The organism is Paraglaciecola sp. (assembly GCF_039964565.1).
Classification (GTDB): Bacteria; Pseudomonadota; Gammaproteobacteria; order Enterobacterales; family Alteromonadaceae; genus Paraglaciecola.
Genome location: NZ_JBDVXF010000028.1, coordinates 225,071 through 244,375, shown reverse-complemented (window position 1 = coordinate 244,375; position 19,305 = coordinate 225,071). Strand labels below are relative to the sequence as shown.

General features: G+C 40.2%; 15 protein-coding genes. 4 read left to right on the top strand and 11 right to left on the bottom strand.

The window, feature by feature from the left end:
* Positions 1–32: 32 nt before the first annotated feature.
* Positions 33–2,633 carry a VolA/Pla-1 family phospholipase gene (locus tag ABJK37_RS11885; protein ID WP_348353744.1) on the bottom strand — a complete coding sequence of 867 codons (2,601 nt, stop codon included), beginning with the start codon at positions 2,631–2,633 and terminating at the stop codon, positions 33–35.
* A gap of 277 nt (positions 2,634–2,910) precedes the next feature.
* Between ABJK37_RS11885 and ABJK37_RS11880 the strand changes: the two genes are divergently transcribed.
* Positions 2,911–3,654: a YciK family oxidoreductase gene (locus ABJK37_RS11880; RefSeq protein WP_348353741.1), complete on the top strand. Its 744-nt coding sequence runs from the start codon at positions 2,911–2,913 to the stop codon at positions 3,652–3,654.
* Between the two features lie 67 nt (positions 3,655–3,721).
* On the opposite strand, the gene glnS is transcribed toward ABJK37_RS11880, so the two are convergent.
* On the bottom strand, positions 3,722–5,389 hold the full coding sequence (gene glnS, locus ABJK37_RS11875) for a glutamine--tRNA ligase (protein WP_348353738.1): 1,668 nt from the start codon (positions 5,387–5,389) through the stop codon (positions 3,722–3,724).
* Between the two features lie 248 nt (positions 5,390–5,637).
* Here glnS and ABJK37_RS11870 point away from each other — a divergent pair, with 248 nt between their 5' ends.
* Positions 5,638–6,663, top strand: a complete 1,026-nt coding sequence (locus tag ABJK37_RS11870; RefSeq protein ID WP_348353735.1) for a LacI family DNA-binding transcriptional regulator — start codon at positions 5,638–5,640, stop codon at positions 6,661–6,663.
* Between the two features lie 4 nt (positions 6,664–6,667).
* Here ABJK37_RS11870 and ABJK37_RS11865 read toward each other — a convergent pair whose 3' ends face one another.
* The 4 genes from ABJK37_RS11865 to ABJK37_RS11850 all read right to left on the bottom strand — a co-directional run bounded on the left by ABJK37_RS11865 (position 6,668) and on the right by ABJK37_RS11850 (position 11,032).
* Entirely contained in the window at positions 6,668–8,332 is a 1,665-nt protein-coding gene (locus ABJK37_RS11865; protein WP_348354435.1) for an alpha-amylase family glycosyl hydrolase, read from the bottom strand.
* A 58-nt stretch (positions 8,333–8,390) separates the two neighbouring features.
* Positions 8,391–9,899, bottom strand: coding sequence for an MFS transporter (locus tag ABJK37_RS11860; RefSeq protein WP_348353732.1), 1,509 nt, complete (start codon positions 9,897–9,899; stop codon positions 8,391–8,393).
* Positions 9,900–10,034: 135 nt separating this feature from the next.
* Complete coding sequence (locus tag ABJK37_RS11855; RefSeq protein ID WP_348353729.1) at positions 10,035–10,502, bottom strand: thioesterase family protein; 468 nt, start codon at positions 10,500–10,502, stop codon at positions 10,035–10,037.
* Between the two features lie 8 nt (positions 10,503–10,510).
* Entirely contained in the window at positions 10,511–11,032 is a 522-nt protein-coding gene (locus ABJK37_RS11850) for a rhomboid family intramembrane serine protease (protein ID WP_348353726.1), read from the bottom strand.
* A gap of 281 nt (positions 11,033–11,313) precedes the next feature.
* Here ABJK37_RS11850 and ABJK37_RS11845 point away from each other — a divergent pair, with 281 nt between their 5' ends.
* Together ABJK37_RS11845 and ABJK37_RS11840 are read left to right on the top strand one after the other, a co-directional pair.
* A complete protein-coding gene (locus tag ABJK37_RS11845; protein WP_348353724.1) occupies positions 11,314–11,823 on the top strand; it encodes a hypothetical protein in 510 nt (169 codons plus the stop codon).
* Between the two features lie 443 nt (positions 11,824–12,266).
* Positions 12,267–14,261, top strand: a complete 1,995-nt coding sequence (locus ABJK37_RS11840) for an SHOCT domain-containing protein (RefSeq protein ID WP_348353721.1) — start codon at positions 12,267–12,269, stop codon at positions 14,259–14,261.
* Between the two features lie 13 nt (positions 14,262–14,274).
* Here the strand turns inward: ABJK37_RS11840 and ABJK37_RS11835 are convergent, their stop codons facing one another.
* Genes ABJK37_RS11835 through ABJK37_RS11815 form a run of 5 tightly spaced genes read right to left on the bottom strand, consistent with a single transcriptional unit; the run spans position 14,275 to position 19,109 of the window.
* Positions 14,275–14,862: a nucleotidyltransferase family protein gene (locus ABJK37_RS11835; RefSeq protein WP_348353719.1), complete on the bottom strand. Its 588-nt coding sequence runs from the start codon at positions 14,860–14,862 to the stop codon at positions 14,275–14,277.
* Positions 14,859–15,863: an XdhC family protein gene (locus ABJK37_RS11830; RefSeq protein ID WP_348353716.1), complete on the bottom strand. Its 1,005-nt coding sequence runs from the start codon at positions 15,861–15,863 to the stop codon at positions 14,859–14,861. The genes ABJK37_RS11835 and ABJK37_RS11830 overlap by 4 nt, the downstream gene beginning before the upstream one ends.
* A 5-nt stretch (positions 15,864–15,868) precedes the next feature.
* Positions 15,869–17,077: an RDD family protein gene (locus ABJK37_RS11825; protein ID WP_348353713.1), complete on the bottom strand. Its 1,209-nt coding sequence runs from the start codon at positions 17,075–17,077 to the stop codon at positions 15,869–15,871.
* Positions 17,078–17,088: 11 nt separating this feature from the next.
* Positions 17,089–18,273: a hypothetical protein gene (locus ABJK37_RS11820; protein ID WP_348353710.1), complete on the bottom strand. Its 1,185-nt coding sequence runs from the start codon at positions 18,271–18,273 to the stop codon at positions 17,089–17,091.
* A complete protein-coding gene (locus ABJK37_RS11815; RefSeq protein WP_348353707.1) occupies positions 18,273–19,109 on the bottom strand; it encodes a MoxR family ATPase in 837 nt (278 codons plus the stop codon). Before ABJK37_RS11815 ends, ABJK37_RS11820 begins: the two co-directional genes overlap by 1 nt.
* Positions 19,110–19,305: the final 196 nt, after the last annotated feature.

The following is a 19,305-nucleotide window of genomic DNA, read 5'->3' as shown; positions in this document are numbered from 1 at the left end:
TAAACTTGGCTTTGAAAAATGCTTAAATCGCCTTAGTTTTCAACAACTGAGGTATCTGAAACCACAATACTTTCACCGTCAGAAACGATAAATGATACGGCTTGATTTTGCATTTCCGTGGTAGTAGCAACACTATCCAATGGACTCAAAAACGAAGAGTGACTGCCTGAGATAAATCGAACCACACCACTTCCCAAAGACGACGATGACACTTGAGATAACCCCATAATATCTGCCAATGGCTGCCCACCTACTAAGGGCAATGAGGTAGTAACTGGGTTAACTTGATCTGTCAAAGCCACACTACCATCATCGTTAATTCCCCCTCCTACGACTAACTGCACCAATGTTGGGGTACGACTAGTCAACTCACTTGCAAAACTAATTGGATCAGATGCATCCATCACAGTTTGTGCTGCAAAAGCGAATGCCGTAAAGGTACCATTAATCACGGCAGCTTGTTCTGCGCCCAGCAATTCAAAGAAAGCAGTATAAGCTGGACCAATTGCCGCTTCAGCAGTGATACCGTTTTGGGCTGCAAATCCAGCAAGAAATTCTACAAACTCGTTTGATGTAGTTGCCAGTAGTGAACCTTTAATACCCGGCCCGATACTAGGTGAATCAAATAAGCCCGCACCTAAACCACCAGTGGGTACATTAATTACCGCGGTTTGGAACGCATACATTGAATCAAATGCAGCTAAATCCCCGGCTAAACTTTGATTTGCAATGGCAGTCGCTCCCGTTCCATAAATGGCGCCTAAACTCTGTCCAATGAAATGCACTTCTGACACATTCAAATCTACTAAACCGGTAGTATCATTAATATTGTTTAGGGCTAACCTAAACGCAACAATATCTGCAATACTTTGGCGAGTGTTATCACGAGCCGTTAATAAACTTAATAGGTTGAGATACTCATCACTACCATAACTTTTATCATCTAGGGTAATGACCCGATCACCATGCAGCGGATGATCAATCGCTGCCGAAGCATATCCAGCCATTGCCAAAGCTGAAGCAACCAACAGCGCATTACTTTTTGACTGACCAATTCCATGTTGAAACACCACTACAGGCCAACCATTTTCTGGCTTAGTTAGCGCGGGTACCGCACCCGACGTCGCGGCAGAAATAAGCCCAATGACAGACTCATCAGGAACCGTAAACAGGACACTTACCTTTTCGGACCCGGCTTCATTATATAATGTTGTTTCATCATCGGTTTGACGGCCTTGTGACACAGGAATTGGACTAAACTTAGTTAAATTTCTTGGGTCACCCATCCCTAAACTAGTTAGATCCAAATCAAACAAGACGCCATCAGAGGCCAACTGACATAAAGCGTTATTAGCACCTACTTGACCCGCTTGAACTAAACCAGTCACGACTTCTGCGCCTAGTGATTGCAACGTAGCACCGCTAGTGCAAGCGCTTTTCCACCAATCACTGGCAGGGCTAGTTGTACTTGAGTAATAAGGTAAATTCACTTCACCATCAACAATAGTGGCATTACAAAATAAGCCGACTTGTGAAAAGGTTGTGGTTGCTTGTGCGTGTAACTCAGAATCAGGATCCGAGACTGCGGCAATTAGTCCGTCACAAGTATCGAGACCGACACTTGCCAATCCAGCTAGCTCAGCTTCAGTCAGTAATAAAGAAGCAAAGTTCTCAAATACATTATCTAAGTTTTCAGTCAAATCTGTGGTGATAAGAGGTAAGTATTGCGAAGCAAACGCTTTGGCAGTTGCTAAATCAGCGCCACTCGCTAAAGTTTGTTGATATGCCTGAGCATAAGAGGCGATATTTAGGGTTTTGATTGTACTTAATACTTCACCACTGGATTGTGTTGAAAAATAAGCGGCATATGAAACGTCAGAAGCAGGTAGACCTTGTGGCGCTAATACATTGACTAAAGCGTTTACCAAACCCTGCAGTTGCAATAGATCATCCGAGCCTAAAGGGTTTGTCGTGATATTTTGACGTGCTAATTCCCAACTTATAGATCCTTTGACTGCCCGGCCATCGGTCGACTTTAATTCTTCGGTGACAACCAGCATATGGCCTTGGGCAGATTTTAATGGTTTTAGAGGAATAACACTAATCGCTCCGGTTCCAGCAACGTATGAAGCGACAAAATCGACTCCATAAGTTAATTCCCTGCCTAATTCACATGGAACGCCGGGGGCGCCAATAGTTGCAGCTAAGCCTTGGCAATTTTCGGACGCTCCTTCAAGGGCCTGTGTCGCTTCAAAGATTCTTATAGATGCGCCGGATACACTTGTTGCATCGATATCCAAGTCATCTGGTAACGCAACACGAATAGCAAAAGGCATATGGGTGGACCATCCGTCTAATGCACTGAGAGTATGTAAGGGGTCGGCTGGGTCAAACTCACTGTCCCCTTCCGTATTTAAAGTAAAATCAAAAAAATCCCCGTTAGGGATCATCAAAAAATCATTTGGAACGTTTAAATCAGCGGTGGCAGGATTAAATACAACCCTGACATAGGGCTTTTCTAACACAACCTCTTCTGTTTCGTCGATTACCTGTATGTCGTCCGGCAGATCACCTCCGCAAGCGGACAAGCCGAATAGTGAAATGAGCCCTGACATAAGTAGTGTTTTTTTCATTATTTACCCCTGTTTTGCGTCTGTTCATTTATTATTTTAGATAGTTGTCATTAAAAGCTTTTACACTCTTTAAATTTGCACGCACTTTAAAAAAATGTAAGTGAGTTGTGTAAATGGTGTGACCAGTTGAGTTGTTTGTATACTATTCTTTTATTTGTTAGTTGCAACGTTTAGATAATAAACTCACACTAAAATCGCACACAACTTTAAGCTGTGACTTTCGTAGCGCAGTACAACAGTGATACCATTAGTCTATTGACTGATTTAGATGTTTATTATGCATTCCTATACACCAGAAAAAAACTATTTAGAGAAAAAAACTATCCTTGTTACTGGAGCCGGAGACGGTATCGGTAGACAAGCGGCTCTACATTACGCCAAATATGGCGCTACTGTGATTCTACTTGGAAAAACCGTTGCAAAGTTAGAAAGTGTTTATGACGAAATCATCAACAACGAAGGCAACGAACCGGCGATAGTTCCGTTAGATTTGCAAGGAGCAACAGCTCAACACTACCGTGATATGGCAAATACAATAAGTGATCAATTCGGCTGTTTAGATGGATTATTACACAATGCGAGTCTGCTAGGTCATCTAGGACCATTTGCACAAATAAGCGAACAAGATTGGCAGAACGTTCTGCAGGTCAATGTTACTAGCCAATTTTTAATGACTCAAGCCTTACTGGCGGTTTTGCGAAAAGCGCAGCAATCTTCAGTTATTTTTACAACCTCTAGTGTTGGAATCAAAGGCCGAGCTTATTGGGGTCCTTATTCTATTTCAAAGTTTGCGACGCAAGGCATGATGGAAGTGTTGGCAGATGAATATGAAAACAGCAACATTCGTTTTAATTGTATTAATCCTGGTGCCACAAAAACAGCAATGCGCGCTAAAGCCTACCCTGCTGAAAATGCCGATCAAGTCACTCCACCACATCAAATAATGCCGCTGTACTTGTATCTAATGGATAGTCAATCTAAAGCGGCAAATGGACAAACCTTCGAAGCGCAACCTAAATGAAGTAAAAATGTTGACTCAAAAAAAACGGACGTTCACGTCCGTTTTTTTGCGTCTATTTACTGTTTTTCTAGCTTTGGTTCATTTTCGCCCAAGTATCTCTTAGCCCAACTGCTCGATTGAACACTAAATTGTTTGCAACGCTATCTTGGTCTTTGCAAAAGTATCCAGTTCGTTCAAATTGCATCGGGGTGCTAAGTGGCGCGTCAACAAGGCTAGCTTCAACGATACCTTGCTTAACAACTAAAGACTGTTCGTTGATACTCCCTAAGAAATCTTGTTCTGCTGCCGGATTAGGTACCTTAAATAATCGATCGTACAAACGAATTTCTGCAGGAACGCCATGAGAAGCAGACACCCAATGGATCACGCCCTTTACTTTCCTACCATCAGCGGGATCTTTACCTAACGTATCTTTATCATAGCTACAATAAACCGTTGTAATGTTCCCTTGTTGATCTTTTTCTACTCGCTCAGCTTTAATTACGTAAGCATTTCTTAAACGTACTTCTTTACCTAAAACTAAGCGTTTAAACTTCTTATTGGCTTCTTCTTTGAAATCTTCGGCTTCAATAAAGATCTCTCTACCAAATGGCACTTCTCTGGCGCCCATTAATTCGTTTGAAGGGTGATTCGCCGCCTTTAAGCTTTCAACTTCACTGCCTTTATAGTTTTCAATTACCAACTTTAGGGGTTCAAGCACTGCCATTGCCCTTGGCGCATCGGCATTTAATTCTTCTCTTAAACAGGCTTCCAATACAGACATTTCAACCATATTGTCCATTTTAGTTACCCCAATACGCTTACAAAACTCACGTATCGACGCCGATGTATATCCACGACGACGTAAACCAGCAACAGTTGGCATGCGAGGATCATCCCAGCCACTGACTTGTTCATCCTCAACTAATTGGATTAGTTTACGTTTACTCAATACCGTGTACTCAAGGTTTAATCTTGAAAACTCATATTGATGAGGTGTGCTGTCAATAGTGATATTGCTTAACACCCAATCATATAAACGTCTATTGTCTTGAAACTCTAAGGTACACAATGAATGTGTAATGCCCTCAATTGCATCCGAAATACAGTGAGTAAAATCGTACATCGGATAGATACACCATTTATCACCGGTTTGGTGATGGTGAGCAAATCTAACACGATACAATGCAGGATCACGCATACACATAAAAGGGGAGCTCATATCAATTTTAGCTCTAAGCAAACACTCGCCTTCTTTAAATTCACCATTTCGCATTTTTTCGAATAGAGCTAAATTCTCAGTGGCACTGGTATCACGATATTGGCTATTTTTACCAGGCTCCTTTAAGGTTCCGCGCAACTCACGCATTTGTTCTTGAGTAGAAAAATCGACATAAGCCAACCCTTTATTAATTAATTCCACCGCAAATGCGTAAAGTTGATCAAAGTAATTAGATGAATAGCGCACTTCGCCACTCCAGCTAAAACCTAACCAATTGACATCTTGTTGAATCGAATTAACGTAGTCTATGTCTTCTTTCTCAGGGTTAGTATCGTCAAATCTAAGGTTACATTGACCATGATAATCCTGTGCGATGCCAAAATTTAAACAAATAGATTTAGCATGGCCAATATGCAGATACCCATTTGGCTCTGGTGGAAAACGAGTCTGGATTGTTGTATGCAAACCGTCATTAATATCTTTATCTATGATTTGACGAATAAAATTGGTCGGACGGCTGTCGGTCTCGGCCATTAATGCACCCTCTTGGTAAAAGTTACGAATAATAAGCCGGATATTATACCAGTATCGAATATCAAGATAACAATTTTTACTCCACAAATAGTTATATATTACTTACCACCAAGATTGATTTTGAAATGATCGAAGTCGAAGCCATAAAAAGTCGATGTTAAATTGTTACAAAACAATCTAAGATACTGGCACATATAGAAATTGTTAGTAATTTCAAGTTTTAGTTAGGAAGGCAGTAGCCGTTAATTATGAGAGATAAAGCCACTTCTTTTGATATTGCCCATCGAGCAGGCGTATCCCAGTCTACAGTATCTCGAGCGCTGCGTAATAGCCCGTTAGTGAATAAGGAAACACGTGACAAAATTCAGGCCATTGCCAGCGAGCTCAACTACAAAGTTGATAAAAACGCCAGTAATTTGCGACGTCAACACAGCTTAACCCTAGCTCTGTTGTTATTTGAAGATCCTACTTCCGACGATTCTCTTATCAATCCATTTTTTCTATCGATGCTTGGTAGTATTACCAAGGCAAGCACCAAAGCTGGTTATGATTTATTGGTGTCTTTTCAAAATTTAAATGATGATTGGCATGCAGAATACGAAGATTCTAACAAGGCCGACGGTTTGATTTTGTTGGGCTACGGCGATTATACGGACTACCGCGACAAGCTCTCAAAGTTAGAAGAACAAGGCACTCACTTTGTTCGCTGGGGAGCTCACGACGTTGACCATCCCGGCGTCTCGATTGGCTGTAATAATATGCAAGGTGGGTTTGATGTTACCCAACATATATTAAAAATGCAGCGCAACAAATTTGCATTTATTGGTGAAGCTGGCAGTCAAGCACCTGAATTTAAAGAGCGATACTTAGGGCATTGCCAAGCATTAAAGGATTCAGGCTTAAGAGTAGAGGAAGACATGCAATTTGACGCAATTTCTACTGAGCAATCTGGTTATCAAGCAGTACAAAGGCTACTAAAAACAGGATATGAATTTGATGCGTTATTTTGTGCCAGTGACTTAATTGCCTTAGGAGCGATGCGGTGTTTACAAGAAAATGGCCTTAGTATTCCAAATGATGTAGCCATTGCTGGTTTTGATAACATCCCAATTTCTAGCTTTGCAAACCCAGCATTAACCACTGTGCATCAAAATACAAAATTGGCTGGAGAGATATTAGTCGATAGTCTGCTTAAATTAATTAGTGGGGAAGATGTCCCCCACTATCTAATGCCCGTTGATTTAGTCGTACGCCAATCAAGCGGCACTGCTTGAGCAACTATTTGTTTTTCATCAACCGTTGCAACTCTTCTATTAAAAGCGCATTTGAGATCTCGCCCTCACGAAGCCAAACTGCGACAGAATGGGCTGCGACCTGTGTTTTTAATTGCAAATTCGACTGATTAATAGTGATTTCATCATCACTCATTTGGCTGATCCAGTCACCTTTTTGCATGTACTTATTGACTTTAAAATCCACTGGCTGTTCACCCTTATTTAGTAACACTAAGGCTGTTTGTGAGATCCCGTCTACCACCAGTACACGATAAAAAGCAGCTTTATTTCCATCTAATTCAACATTAACTTGTAATCCACTTTGTAACGCAGGAACCTTTTTTCGCACATTGGCGACTCTAGATAACGCGTCATGTATTTTATGTTTCTTAGCCAGCTCTATATTATCTTGCCCAAAATAATTTCTGTTACCCATATGCTCAGATTTTCCACGCATAAATGCCATTTCAGAGCCTTGATAAATAACAGGAATGCCGCGACTGGTAAATAACCAATTATGTACATCGATAAACCCTTCATCTGTAGCATTTAATCGGGGCATATCGTGATTATCGTAAAAAGTCGTCAATTCATAAGGATTAACGTAAGGACCGTGAGTTAAATATAAATAGTCTGCCAATTTCCCATAATCACTTTCCGGATTTTCAAAGGTTTCTACCAAAGCACTTTTACCAACAAAGTCTAATACACTGATACCGCCATTTTTAGCTAAAGTATGTTGTGCTAAAAAGTTTGCATCGTGATTAAAGCTCTCACCAAACATAAAAAAGTCTGGATGTTTAGCTCTCACTCTATCGGACATAATCCGCCAAAAATGGTGAGGTACGTGTTTAATAGTATCAATACGAAACGCATCTGCTCCCTGCTCTATCCAATATAAATAGGAATTAATTAGATACTCCTGTAATGCAGGAGACCTATCATTGAGATTAGAAAGTTGCATGATATCTGGCGTCGTATGGAACATCTGTTGGAGCGGATTATTGACATCCAGTTCTTCAGGTCTAAGATTTTGATGATCAGCCACTAAGTTCCCTTCAATGTCATACAACTCACCAAATTTTGGCTGATCTATCGGCATATCAAAAGAGGGAGAACCGTGATTTGCTACAATATCAAAAACAGATTTTAGACTAAATTGTTGTCGCATTTGTTGCGTGTATTCTTTGTACCCTAAGTTAACTGAAGGATAATGTTCGTCTATTTGATAAAAATTATTGGCCCAATAGCCATGATAACCTGTTTTTCCTCCATCCTTAAAAGCACCGCCAAATTCAATAATTTCACCGCCAGAAAAGGCTTGATCAGGGTTATCCAAAATTGGCGTTAACCAAACCGCCGTAAATCCCATATCGCTAATGTATTGACCGTTATCTAATACTCCTCTTAAATCTCCGCCTAAATAGCCTACATTGGCAGATTCTCCGTTGTCACCCATCAAAGGAATGTCAAAGGTCGGCCATTGACCTCCTTGCTGCATCTGATTATTGCTTGGGTCTCCGTCAACAAAACGGTCAGTCATCACAAAATATACGGTTTCTTTCGCAAAAGGGTGTTTTGTTCCATAAAATTCTGTTGCAGCAGTATTTGCCGAAGCAACCTTGTTGTCTTTAATATTGTTTTCGGGTTGGCAAGACGACATCAACATACAAGACATCAATGCCGTAGCCACTAAATGATTATTTGTTCTTAGCACAGTTTAATTCCTAATCTGGGATTTTTACGCGTAGCGTCATTATGCCCGCGATTAACATACTGCAACCGCCGATTACTAGTGCGTATACAGGTTGATTATCAAATATTTTAGTAACTAAAAAACCTAAAATACTGGCAGCTAAAATCTGTGGAATGACAATAAAAAAGTTAAATATCCCCATATATACACCCATTTTTTTAGCGGGCAAAACGTTAGACAATATGGCATAGGGAACCGACAAAATAGAGGCCCACGCAAATCCAACTCCAACCATAGATAGCACTAACCAAGCAGGATCTTTAATAAATATGAAAGATATGAATCCCACTCCACCTAAAGATAAATTAATCAAGTGAGCAAATTGTAAATTTGAAAATCGTACAATTACGGGAATAATAATAGCGGCAAATATGGATACTCCATTATAGGTAGCCATAAGGATTGACACCCAATCCGCCCCCTCATTATATACCGCTGACGTAACATCAGTGCTGGAATAATGGAATGAAGTTACTGCGGAATTGGTATAGATCCACATAGCAAACAGCGGAAACCACGAAAAAAACTGCACGACAGCCAATTGTCGCATCGCTTGAGGCATAGCAAACAAATCGTTCATGACTTCAGAAAAACCATTAGTCGCCACTGAGTTTTTACTTAGATATCCAGCAATGAGCTGGCAAAGTCCAAAGACACCTAAGCCACCGGCCATTATATATAAGTTCTTATCGAGATTATCGATATTGCCAGCAATAACAAAATATAAGCCAATTCCTATAGCCAAATAGATAGACCCTCCGCGAAAATAAGCGTGACTCGAGCGGGGAATGCGTGGTTCGCTAGGAGTACCTTCTTTAGAAGATTGTGCTTCTTCATAAGCTTCAAGTAATTCTGGTGAATATTCCTTAGTAGAAAACACAGTCCAAAGTACCGCTACTAAAAATATACTGCCACCTGCATAAAATGAAAACTTAACTGAATCTGGTATCATTCCAAGTGGTGCAACATTACTGATATCAAACCAATTGGTCATCATCCACGGCAAGGCAGAGGCCACAACTGCCCCAACACCTATAAAAAAGGTTTGCATCGCATACCCCATGGCCCGCTGCTTTTTAGGTAACATATCTCCCACAAAAGCTCTAAAGGGTTCCATAGAAACATTAATTGATGCATCCATAATCCATAGCATGCCCGCAGCTAACCACAGAGTTGGCGAATTCGGCATAATGAACAACGACAAACTAGCAGCAATTGCACCCCATAAAAAATATGGCCGTCTGCGCCCTAAACGATTCCAAGTGTTGTCACTCAAATATCCAATAATTGGCTGCACTACTAAGCCTGTGATTGGTGCCGCAACCCACAGAATGGCTAAATTACTATAGTCTGCGCCTAAGGCTTCAAAGATACGGCTAACGTTAGAATTCTGTAAGGCAAAACCAAATTGAATACCTAAAAATCCAAAACACATGTTCCAGATTTGCCAAAAATTTAATTGGGGTTTTGTTTTGTGCATTAAACATTCTCTAATACATATGTGGTGATTTGCGAGAAAGCAGAACCACCACACCTGTTAATAAAAAGTAAATTGTTAGCGCAGAGAGTACCTTGATTACAAGTAAATCAACAACTTAATGCATACGTATTCAGGCTAACTAATAACGCCTGATTGATTCACCAGGGGTAAAGGTTCGGCATTACAAAGCTTGTCCCTTAACCAATCTGGAACGGGGGTTTTCTGATAGGTTTTAGTGTCGACCATCACGTATGTGATACGACAATTGGCGATATTTATTTTTGAATCGGCATTAACGATAGTCAACTCAAAACTATAGGATGTGTTACCGACTTTATTTGTCGCAACATTGATTTCTAACACATCATCGAATCGTGCGGAGGAAAGCCAATCAATCTGCAAACTGACTACTTGGTTATCTAAGCCTTTATCTAATAAAGTCTGAAAACCGCCCACTGCTTCTCTGAAATATTCAGTCATCGCAACATCGACATAATCTGCATAACGCGCATTGAATACCACTTGTTGCGCATCACATTCGCCATATCGAACCCTCATAAGAACAGTGAAATTAGATTTTAGGTCCGAATGTATATTTGGCATTATATTCCTTAGTGCAGTCTCTGATGTGTTTGTATTTCTGATGATATATCAACTTGCCACGGCTCTTCTTGATCTATTTCTGAGTCATCGTCTTGACCTTCCCATTCATAGCGTTCAACTTGTGGTTTAGGATCATTGTTACGCCAAATTAGTGCTGCAATAACGCCAGCTAAGGCGCCAAAAAAATGGTACTCAAAGGAAATGCCCTCTTCTCTGGGGAATATCGTCATTGTCATTCCACCATACAGTAAGAATGCAATCATCATAATGGCCACAGAGCTTTTATCACGCCGAAACATGCTAACCACAAACATAAAGAAAAACATGCCATGAGTTAGACCGCTTGCTCCAATGTGGCTTGCCTCCCGAGCGAATAACCACACCCCAATTCCTGATAAAACCCAGACCAATCCTATAACCTTCCACCAAGATTTTGGATAACCATAATATAAGAAACTCGTTAATATCAGGATCGCAAAGGTATTGTTAAACAGATGTTCCAAAGAGCCATGAATTAACGGTGCTGTCATGATCCCTACCAACCCCATTGTTTGCAAAGGGACTAACCCCAAGCCACTCAGGTTTAGGTTGAATAATATTTGTGCCGATTTAATGCACCATAAAATGCCTATAAAACACAAGGTATAGAAAATGCTTTGTTTAAGTCTAGTGTTATCTTTCATGACAGTGATATTGGGTAGAACATTTTATTTTAAAGGAGGTTGTCTTTAATTATTCAGCTAAAGTTCATATACTCGGTTTCAAAATGTGCACAAAGATCATCGTGGCAGTTGCCCAAAGGGATCAACAAATGAAACTTACTACAGTTACCTATTTAGTCATTTTATTAGGGTTTTCTCACCTTTCTTACTCACAATCCTGTGGAAAACTAATTGCTAATTCCATGGTTACACAGGGCGATTTTGCCGTCACTTTAGAAAAGCACAACGGTGATCGGTTAACGTTCCCGAAGCAAGCCGGAATAGCGAAAACCCCCTTTGAATCTAGCGGTTTTGCAACATTTTCACTCTCACCTGGTGTTCATGAATTTACTGGTTACGCCATTTGTACAAGTGGAATATGCAATAAGTCTCGTTTACTTGGCGGTGGTGACGCCGATGGAGTCAAATTTGCAATCGATATTGAGGCTGGTAAAAGTTATAAGATTGCAGCAAAACCTGCCCTTAAAGCCAGTCTGATCCCTGGTAAACGTTTTGATATTTTTGTGATGACTGAAAGGGAAATCCAATGTGAAGGTGAAGCGAAAGCGGCGTTGACAAACGACCATTACAACCCAGAGATAGTTTTAGTCTCAAAATAAAACTACCTCTTTAATTGACAGCGTTATTTATTGACCGACCATTCGTAAAATCTAGTGTACGGCTTCTATTAATAACAAATGACGAGCTAGCATGTCATCATTTAGCACGTTTACAAATACAAAAACGTCGCTTAACCGCCTGATTTCTAATAAAGCGCTGCCACCTGTAAACTTCAATGATGTATTAAAAAATTCTTGACCAAAATACTTTTGTGTCCTTTACAGCAAGTTAAAATTTGACAAACCCTCACTTTTTCAAGTTAAATAACTGATTTTAATTGCAAAATAAAAAATCAATACGCAAATAGGACAATAAGGTTTGTGTAGTCGAGTCTATTAAGAACAACTTTATCGAGAGTTGACAGATTAAATTGGATAATCGAATTAAAATTAAGTGTTTAAAGAGCTATTTGGGCATAGTCGAACTTACGATGGCAATGTGTTTGGCATTTATCACAAACACGGTCCAGGCCGAAGAATATCAAATAGAATTACTCGCTGATTTTAGCCACTTGAACCAAACAAGTAATGATACTCAGTGGTTGAACCCTTTGGCTGGTGTCATTGATGACGAATATTTCCTCGCACAAGACAATGGTATTGTATATTTGATTAGGACCGGAGAGAGCAATAAACAAAATGCCATTCTAAATATTTCTATACATAATCCGTCATTTATTTCCCTTAGTGCTATCAGTTTACACCCAAGTTTTTCTTTGCCTGAAGAGCCCGGATACGCCACTTTCTATACTGCACACACTGTAAAGTTCTCTCCTGAAAAGTTCGCTAATCGTGTTGCCGTTGAGGGCAGTAGCTTAGCATTCGGGTATGAGTCAGTGATCACCGCTTGGACATATGATTTTGAGAAACACCAACTCGATCCAAAAACTCAAAGAGAAGTACTGCGCATTCCTATTCCCTCGCCTAATCATGGCATCCAACAACTAAAATTTGAGCCTTACCTTAAGCCGTGGAATGCGAATTATGGCTTACTGTATTTTTCCTTAAAGTATGTAGAGCAACTAAAAGAGTACCCGTTGTATTCAGGTGGAATACTACGTATTTCACCTCTGATTTTTGGCGCTAGAAATTACACGGTTTCCCAGACTAATCCATTCTTAAAAACGCCCGAAATAAATGACGAAATAGTTGTAATGGGTGGTCATGATATAACTCATTTTTTCTGGGCTAAATATAGCCATGAATCGATTTTTATCCATCACTATATTGACAAGCAACATTGGCTTAGCAAATCAAGAATAGGGGTTAATTTGCAAGAGCAAAGCTTGTCTGACAATTTATGGCTTTCACCAAACGAAATCTCTTCATCTATACTTTATCAAGGACGTAAATTTTTAAGCCTTAGAAATAAGATGGTGTTTTTTACGCAGCACAAAAATCAATGGCAGTTAAATTCAATTGGTCTGGACTCTTTAAATATAGAAACACCAACAATCGAAAAAGTGATTGGGTCAGAACAAATACCCACAAATTCTCATTTAATTATTCACCAAAACAATCACAATGAAATCGTAATTTTTGACACTATTCAGAGTAAACTGTATTTATTGCAACCAACCAATGTAACGGTGATTGATGAAAAAAGTCCCGAGCCCGATCTCCAAGATTTAGGATCGAAGTATGTAATTCTTTTGGTATTGTTATTAGCGGTGTTGGGCGTCGCTTTCATTTACACTTTCCGTAAAAATGCAGCATATAAGCGCGCTATTTATCCTTTAGATAAGGGCTATGTACGATTTGAGTACGAGCTAAGAAAAGAAACCGTACATCTGTTTAAAATTAAACAGAAAAAAGCCCATAAAACCCTGCATGTAAAAGAGATCAGTCGTTGCGAAATATTATTAAATAATCAATCTATCAGAGTTTTCGATGAGCAACCCGGCAATGCAATAAGTAATAGACTTGAGGAAGATATTCGAAATCTATTTACTAAAGAACACGACAAAAAAATGCAAGAAGATCAAACGCGACAAATTGAAGTAATTTTGTCTGACAGCAATGGTAGTTACACAATTTGCCTCTACCTTAGAAAAGGCAATAATAGGGTAACAGGTAATAAATATTTCAATACCGTCGACATAGTGCTTGATCTATGTTGGATGGTTTCAAAACATATCAATTCTTTCACTGAAACTAGAGCTATTACAAAAGTGCCGTTCTCACGCCCTAATTTGGAGGACCCTACTAGGCACGTCAGAAAACAGCAATCAGATCACCCCATTAAGAAAGAGCAGCCAGCATCGCAGCCTTCAGAACCTGAGGACAGTGCGCCGACGATACAAGAGTCACCTGCTGCGACCGCAGAAAAACAACAAACAGATGTGGTTGACGCACTCGAAAAACTGGTTAAATTACACGCTCAGGGGCATTTAACAGATGAAGAATTTAGTTTAGCGAAAAGTAATTTATTGCAGTAAATTTCGCCTGCCGTTACCTTGTAATGGTAGCGAGCTCTTGTTGGGTATCAATATCAAGAGCGGCCTCTGGAATATCGACACTCACAATTTTATCTTTATTTTGCCGAAGAATGGATTTGGCCCCCTTCTCCCCACTTAATTCACTTAACTGATAGAAAAAATCTTGAGGAAAGATACAAGGCGCACCAAGATTGCCAGCGTATTTTGCCGCAACAATATTTTTTGGAAATAGTTTTGATTTAGCTAGCAACCCTAAAATCATAGGTCGAGTGACTAATACTTGATCGGCTAAGCCAACCAACACATGTGTGGTATCCGTTGCGAGTAGAGATATACCTTGCGCTAACGTATGCCCCATACCTCTTTTCCAAGTAGTAATTTCTTGTTTATTAATACTTTTGGGCAGCGCTTCTGTAATCACAGACGCGTTAGCGCCCAACAGTACATGCCCATCAGATATATCAGGGATCCAACTGCCATTTTGACGATACTGCGATAAACAATGACAAATCATAGGTTGTCCGTATATATCAGCGAGTTGCTTAATGCCCGAAAATCGTTTGCTTTCACCTGCTGCCAACAGAATAAGCTCAATTTTCATTGGTTTAAAATGCCACTAATAGACAAGCCGTCGGCTTTCTCCAAAACGGCATGTGCCTCTGCTAACATCGACAAGGCAATGGATTCAGGTAATTCTCCGCCTAGTCTTAACCCAACTGGGTTGGCTAAGGGTTTAGATAAATCGCTTCTCGACAACTCAGCAATAGCTAATACTCGGTCGGTACGATGGGTAGGACCTAATAATCCTACGTATTTGGCGCTGCTACCTTGCACCAAGCGCAAAGCAGCTGCATCTAACTTAATATTATGAGTCAGTATAAGTGCAACATCGATTTGACCGAGCCAAGAAGCCGAATCGAGTTGTGCGATAGGTTGACGAATAATCTCAGTAGCTTTTGTGAAATATTCAGGCTTAGCATAACCAACCCGAGGGTCAACTAGCAATACTTGCCAGCCTAGTTCACAGGCCATCGCAACCAAAGGTCTTGCATCGACTCCCGCTCCGAATACTGCTATTAATGGCGCTGGGTTAAGTCTGTGTACAAAAAGCTGAGGGCTCTCTTTGCTGGAGGAACTGCCTGTGTCAGTATGACTTTTTCCAATCACGCGTACTTCATTAACCGGCAACCCTTCATCAACTTGTTGAACGTATTCAACTTCTTGTCTAGCTTCTAAATAGTGATTTAATTCTTCGAGCTTCAGGTAATCGTTTTTTGCATGAACCGGTTGCAATAAAATTCGCACCATTCCTCCGCAGCCAATACCTAATTGCCAAGCCAGATCTTCTTCTTCGCGCATATCGTACTCTATAATACGGCTACGTTGATTTTCCCAGCATCGCCTTGCTTGGCGCATAATATCTGACTCTAAGCAACCTCCACTTAATAAGCCAAAGTATTGCCCAAGGTCATTGATCAACATCATGGCACCTGCTTTTCGATAGGAAGAACCGTCTGTTTCTATAATCGTAGCCAATACCCATAATTGCTTATCTCGATTAGCGGTCCAGTGCCTTAATAACTGGCTTATCCTATTAGACATCTGAGTTATTCTGCCGATTCTTTCGTAAAGGGTACTTTAGGTTTTCGAATATCAATCACCAGAGTTTCAGAAATTTTATCTTGAATAGCTTGTCGATTAGGATCCCAAAAGACCTGTAGAAATCCAGTCAAACCCGTCGCTAATCCGGCAGCATATCCACCATAACGACCGAAACTTTCCCACAGGTTCAAAGGTTTATTGTCCAGTTTAATCACTTTCATCCCGAGTAACCTTTTACCCGGTGTTTGTCCACGCCACCATGCAGTGAATATACTAAAATAAAAAGCCGCCCAACCTAAACCAAGACCTAATTCTTCAATCCACTCTTTTAGACGTGCGAACAACCCTTTTGGTTTTTCGATGTTTGTGCCGTCAGAAGTTGAATCCCCTGCTTCTACGACTGCTGGCTCTAGCTCTACAACTGCTGGTTCTGTTAACTCGGCTGCGATCCCTGCATTTGTTTGTACTAATGTTTGTGTATCTAAAAATTGCTTCAAATACGCTTTAAGCTGCTGTTCTTCGTCACTGTTAATAGAATCCGCCACACCAGAAGTAAAGCCCTCGACTATCTCATCTATAGTATTTTTGTCTAATCCTAAGGTAACCACATCTTCTATTAAATCTTCACCTAAACTTTGCATACATTGCAAAGCAGGTTCACATTCACCTTCCCGAATTTGTTGTTTTGTTGCTTTAGCATCCATTAGGTATTTTGCTGTTAACGCGATGAGTTCAATGCTGTCTTCGATATTATCATTTTCGATAATGGCAGAAGGGCTATTCTCAACATCGTCAGCAGCACTGTTGTCATTAAATTTATCAAACAGACTTGTGGCCACTACAAACAACAACATAGCGACCAATAACCGCAATAAAATGCGCACAGCATTAAAACGTTTTTTAGTTTTTAAGCGATTTCCAGCTTTGAAAAAGGTCCATGCGGCGATAGTAGCCAAGACCAAACTGCTGACTTGAGTGAGTAGGCTTACCAAAAACAAATCGATTAACATGCCAAATCCTCTACGAAATGGCCCTGCTAACGGTGTGCCCAATAGATCATCTGCCACAAAGAACGCGTAGGGTGTCACAATTTGTCGCGTTTCTTTGCGACTTAAATGACTGTTTGCTTTGTTAGCGTCTGAGGATCCTGCCTCTTTTTCTGCGGATAATTGCGGGTCCAATTGTTCAATTTTTAAGTCGCTGTGTTTTTCCATTATCGGTTATTTTATCCGCTTCTTTTAGTTAGGCTTTTAATCCCCTCTCCTATTCCATCTAACGTGAGGGGAAACATTCTTTCAGTCATCAATTCTTTCATTATGCTAATAGAAGCATAATAACTCCAATATTGACTGAGTTGTGGATTAAGCCATATTGCATGTTCGAAGTGATTAAGTAAACGTTGCATCCAAACCGAACCTGCTTCTTCATTCCAATGTTCTACACTGCCCCCCGGATAGGTAATCTCATACGGCCCCATAGTGGCATCACCTACAAATATTAATTTGTAGTCTGCACCATATTTGTGAATGATATTCGCAATAGGAATGACCTCACGATCGCGCCTCTTGTTATCTTTCCACACACCTTCATAAACACAATTGTGAAAATAGAAATATTCGAGATGTTTAAACTCAGTGTGAACCGCTGAAAACAACTCTTCACATTCTTTAATGTGCGCGTCCATCGAACCACCCACATCAAAAAACATTAAGACTTTTACAGCGTTGTGACGCTCTTGAACCATGTGAATATCAAGTAAACCTGCATTCTTAGCGGTTGAGCCTATAGTAGTAGGTATGTCCAATTCTTCAGTTGCACCGGTACGCGCAAATTTACGCAATTTTCTAAGCGCAACTTTTATATTACGGGTGCCTAGCTCAACATCTCCCGCAAGATTCTTGAACTCGCGTTTATCCCAAACCTTAGCCGCAGAAAAATTCCTGTTTCCTTGCTGCCCTATGCGTACGCCTTCTGGGTTGTAACCATTAGCGCCAAAGGGAGAGGTACCTCCCGTGCCAATCCATTTATTACCACCTTGATGGCGTTTTTCTTGTTCGGCTAAGCGCTCCTTGAGGGTTTTCATCAGTTCTTCAAGACCACCCAAAGCTTTAATTTGCGCTTTTTCCTCCTCGCTGAAATGACGGTCCAATGCGTTTTTTAGCCATTCTTCTGGAATATCTTTACCAAATAAATCAATACTTTGTACACCTTCAAAATAGTCAGCGAAGGCTCGATCAAATTTATCGTACTGGCTCTCGTCTTTAACCATTGTCAATTTTGACAATATATAAAAATCATCAACACTCGCAAAAATCACCCCTTTTTCAAGGGCGCTTAGCAAATCCAGTAGCTCTCTTAGACTAACTGAAAGGCGGTATTCTCTTAGCTTGAAAAAGAAATCAACTAACATTAACGGCGCGCCATAAAGACCAATTTTTCAAACAAATGAATATCTTGTTCATTTTTTAACAGTGCACCATAAAGCGGCGGTATACTTTGTTTACCATCTTTATTTTGCAACGCTTCAGCTGGAATATCTTCGGCAACCAATAATTTTAACCAATCAATTAATTCCGAAGTAGAGGGTTTTTTACGTAAACCAGGAACGTCACGCAAGTCAAAGAATGATTGTAATGCTTGATTGAGTAACACTTTTTTAATTTCAGGGAAATGTACATCTACAATCTGGCGCATTTCATCAGCATCGGGAAACTGAATATAGTGGAAGAAACAACGGCGTAAGAAAGCATCTGGCAGCTCTTTTTCGTTGTTAGATGTAATAATAACAATGGGTCGTTGCTTGGCTTTAACTAGCTGTTGAGTCTCATACACAAAAAACTCCATTTTATCGAGTTCCAACAATAGATCGTTTGGAAACTCAATATCCGCTTTGTCTATTTCATCAATCAATAAAATGGTACGTTTATCAGTATCAAACGCCTGCCATAATTTACCTTTAACTATATAGTTGCCGATATCATGGACTTTTTCATCACCTAACTGCGAGTCTCGCAATCGCGAAACTGCATCATATTCATACAATCCCTGCTGTGCTTTAGTCGTTGATTTAATGTGCCACTGAATCAAATTTGCGTCTAAACTTTTTGCCAATTCCTCAGCTAGCATGGTTTTGCCCGTACCAGGCTCTCCCTTAATTAACAAAGGTTTTTCCAAGGTGATTGCCGCGTTCACAGCAAGTTGCAACTCTCGACTAGCAATATATTTCTCTGTTCCACTAAACGCCATTTAAAACCTCAAAACAAATTAACAAATGATTAACCATAAGATATAGCGAAAAAGCACTTTAAATAAAGCCTCCCACCCTTACCTCTAGGTATGAATGTCATTATGATAAAACAGTTTTAGGGGCTTTATGTATCAATAATATTTATAGGGCCAGTTGTTGTTTTAGCTATATATAAGAACAACACCCCACAGAATT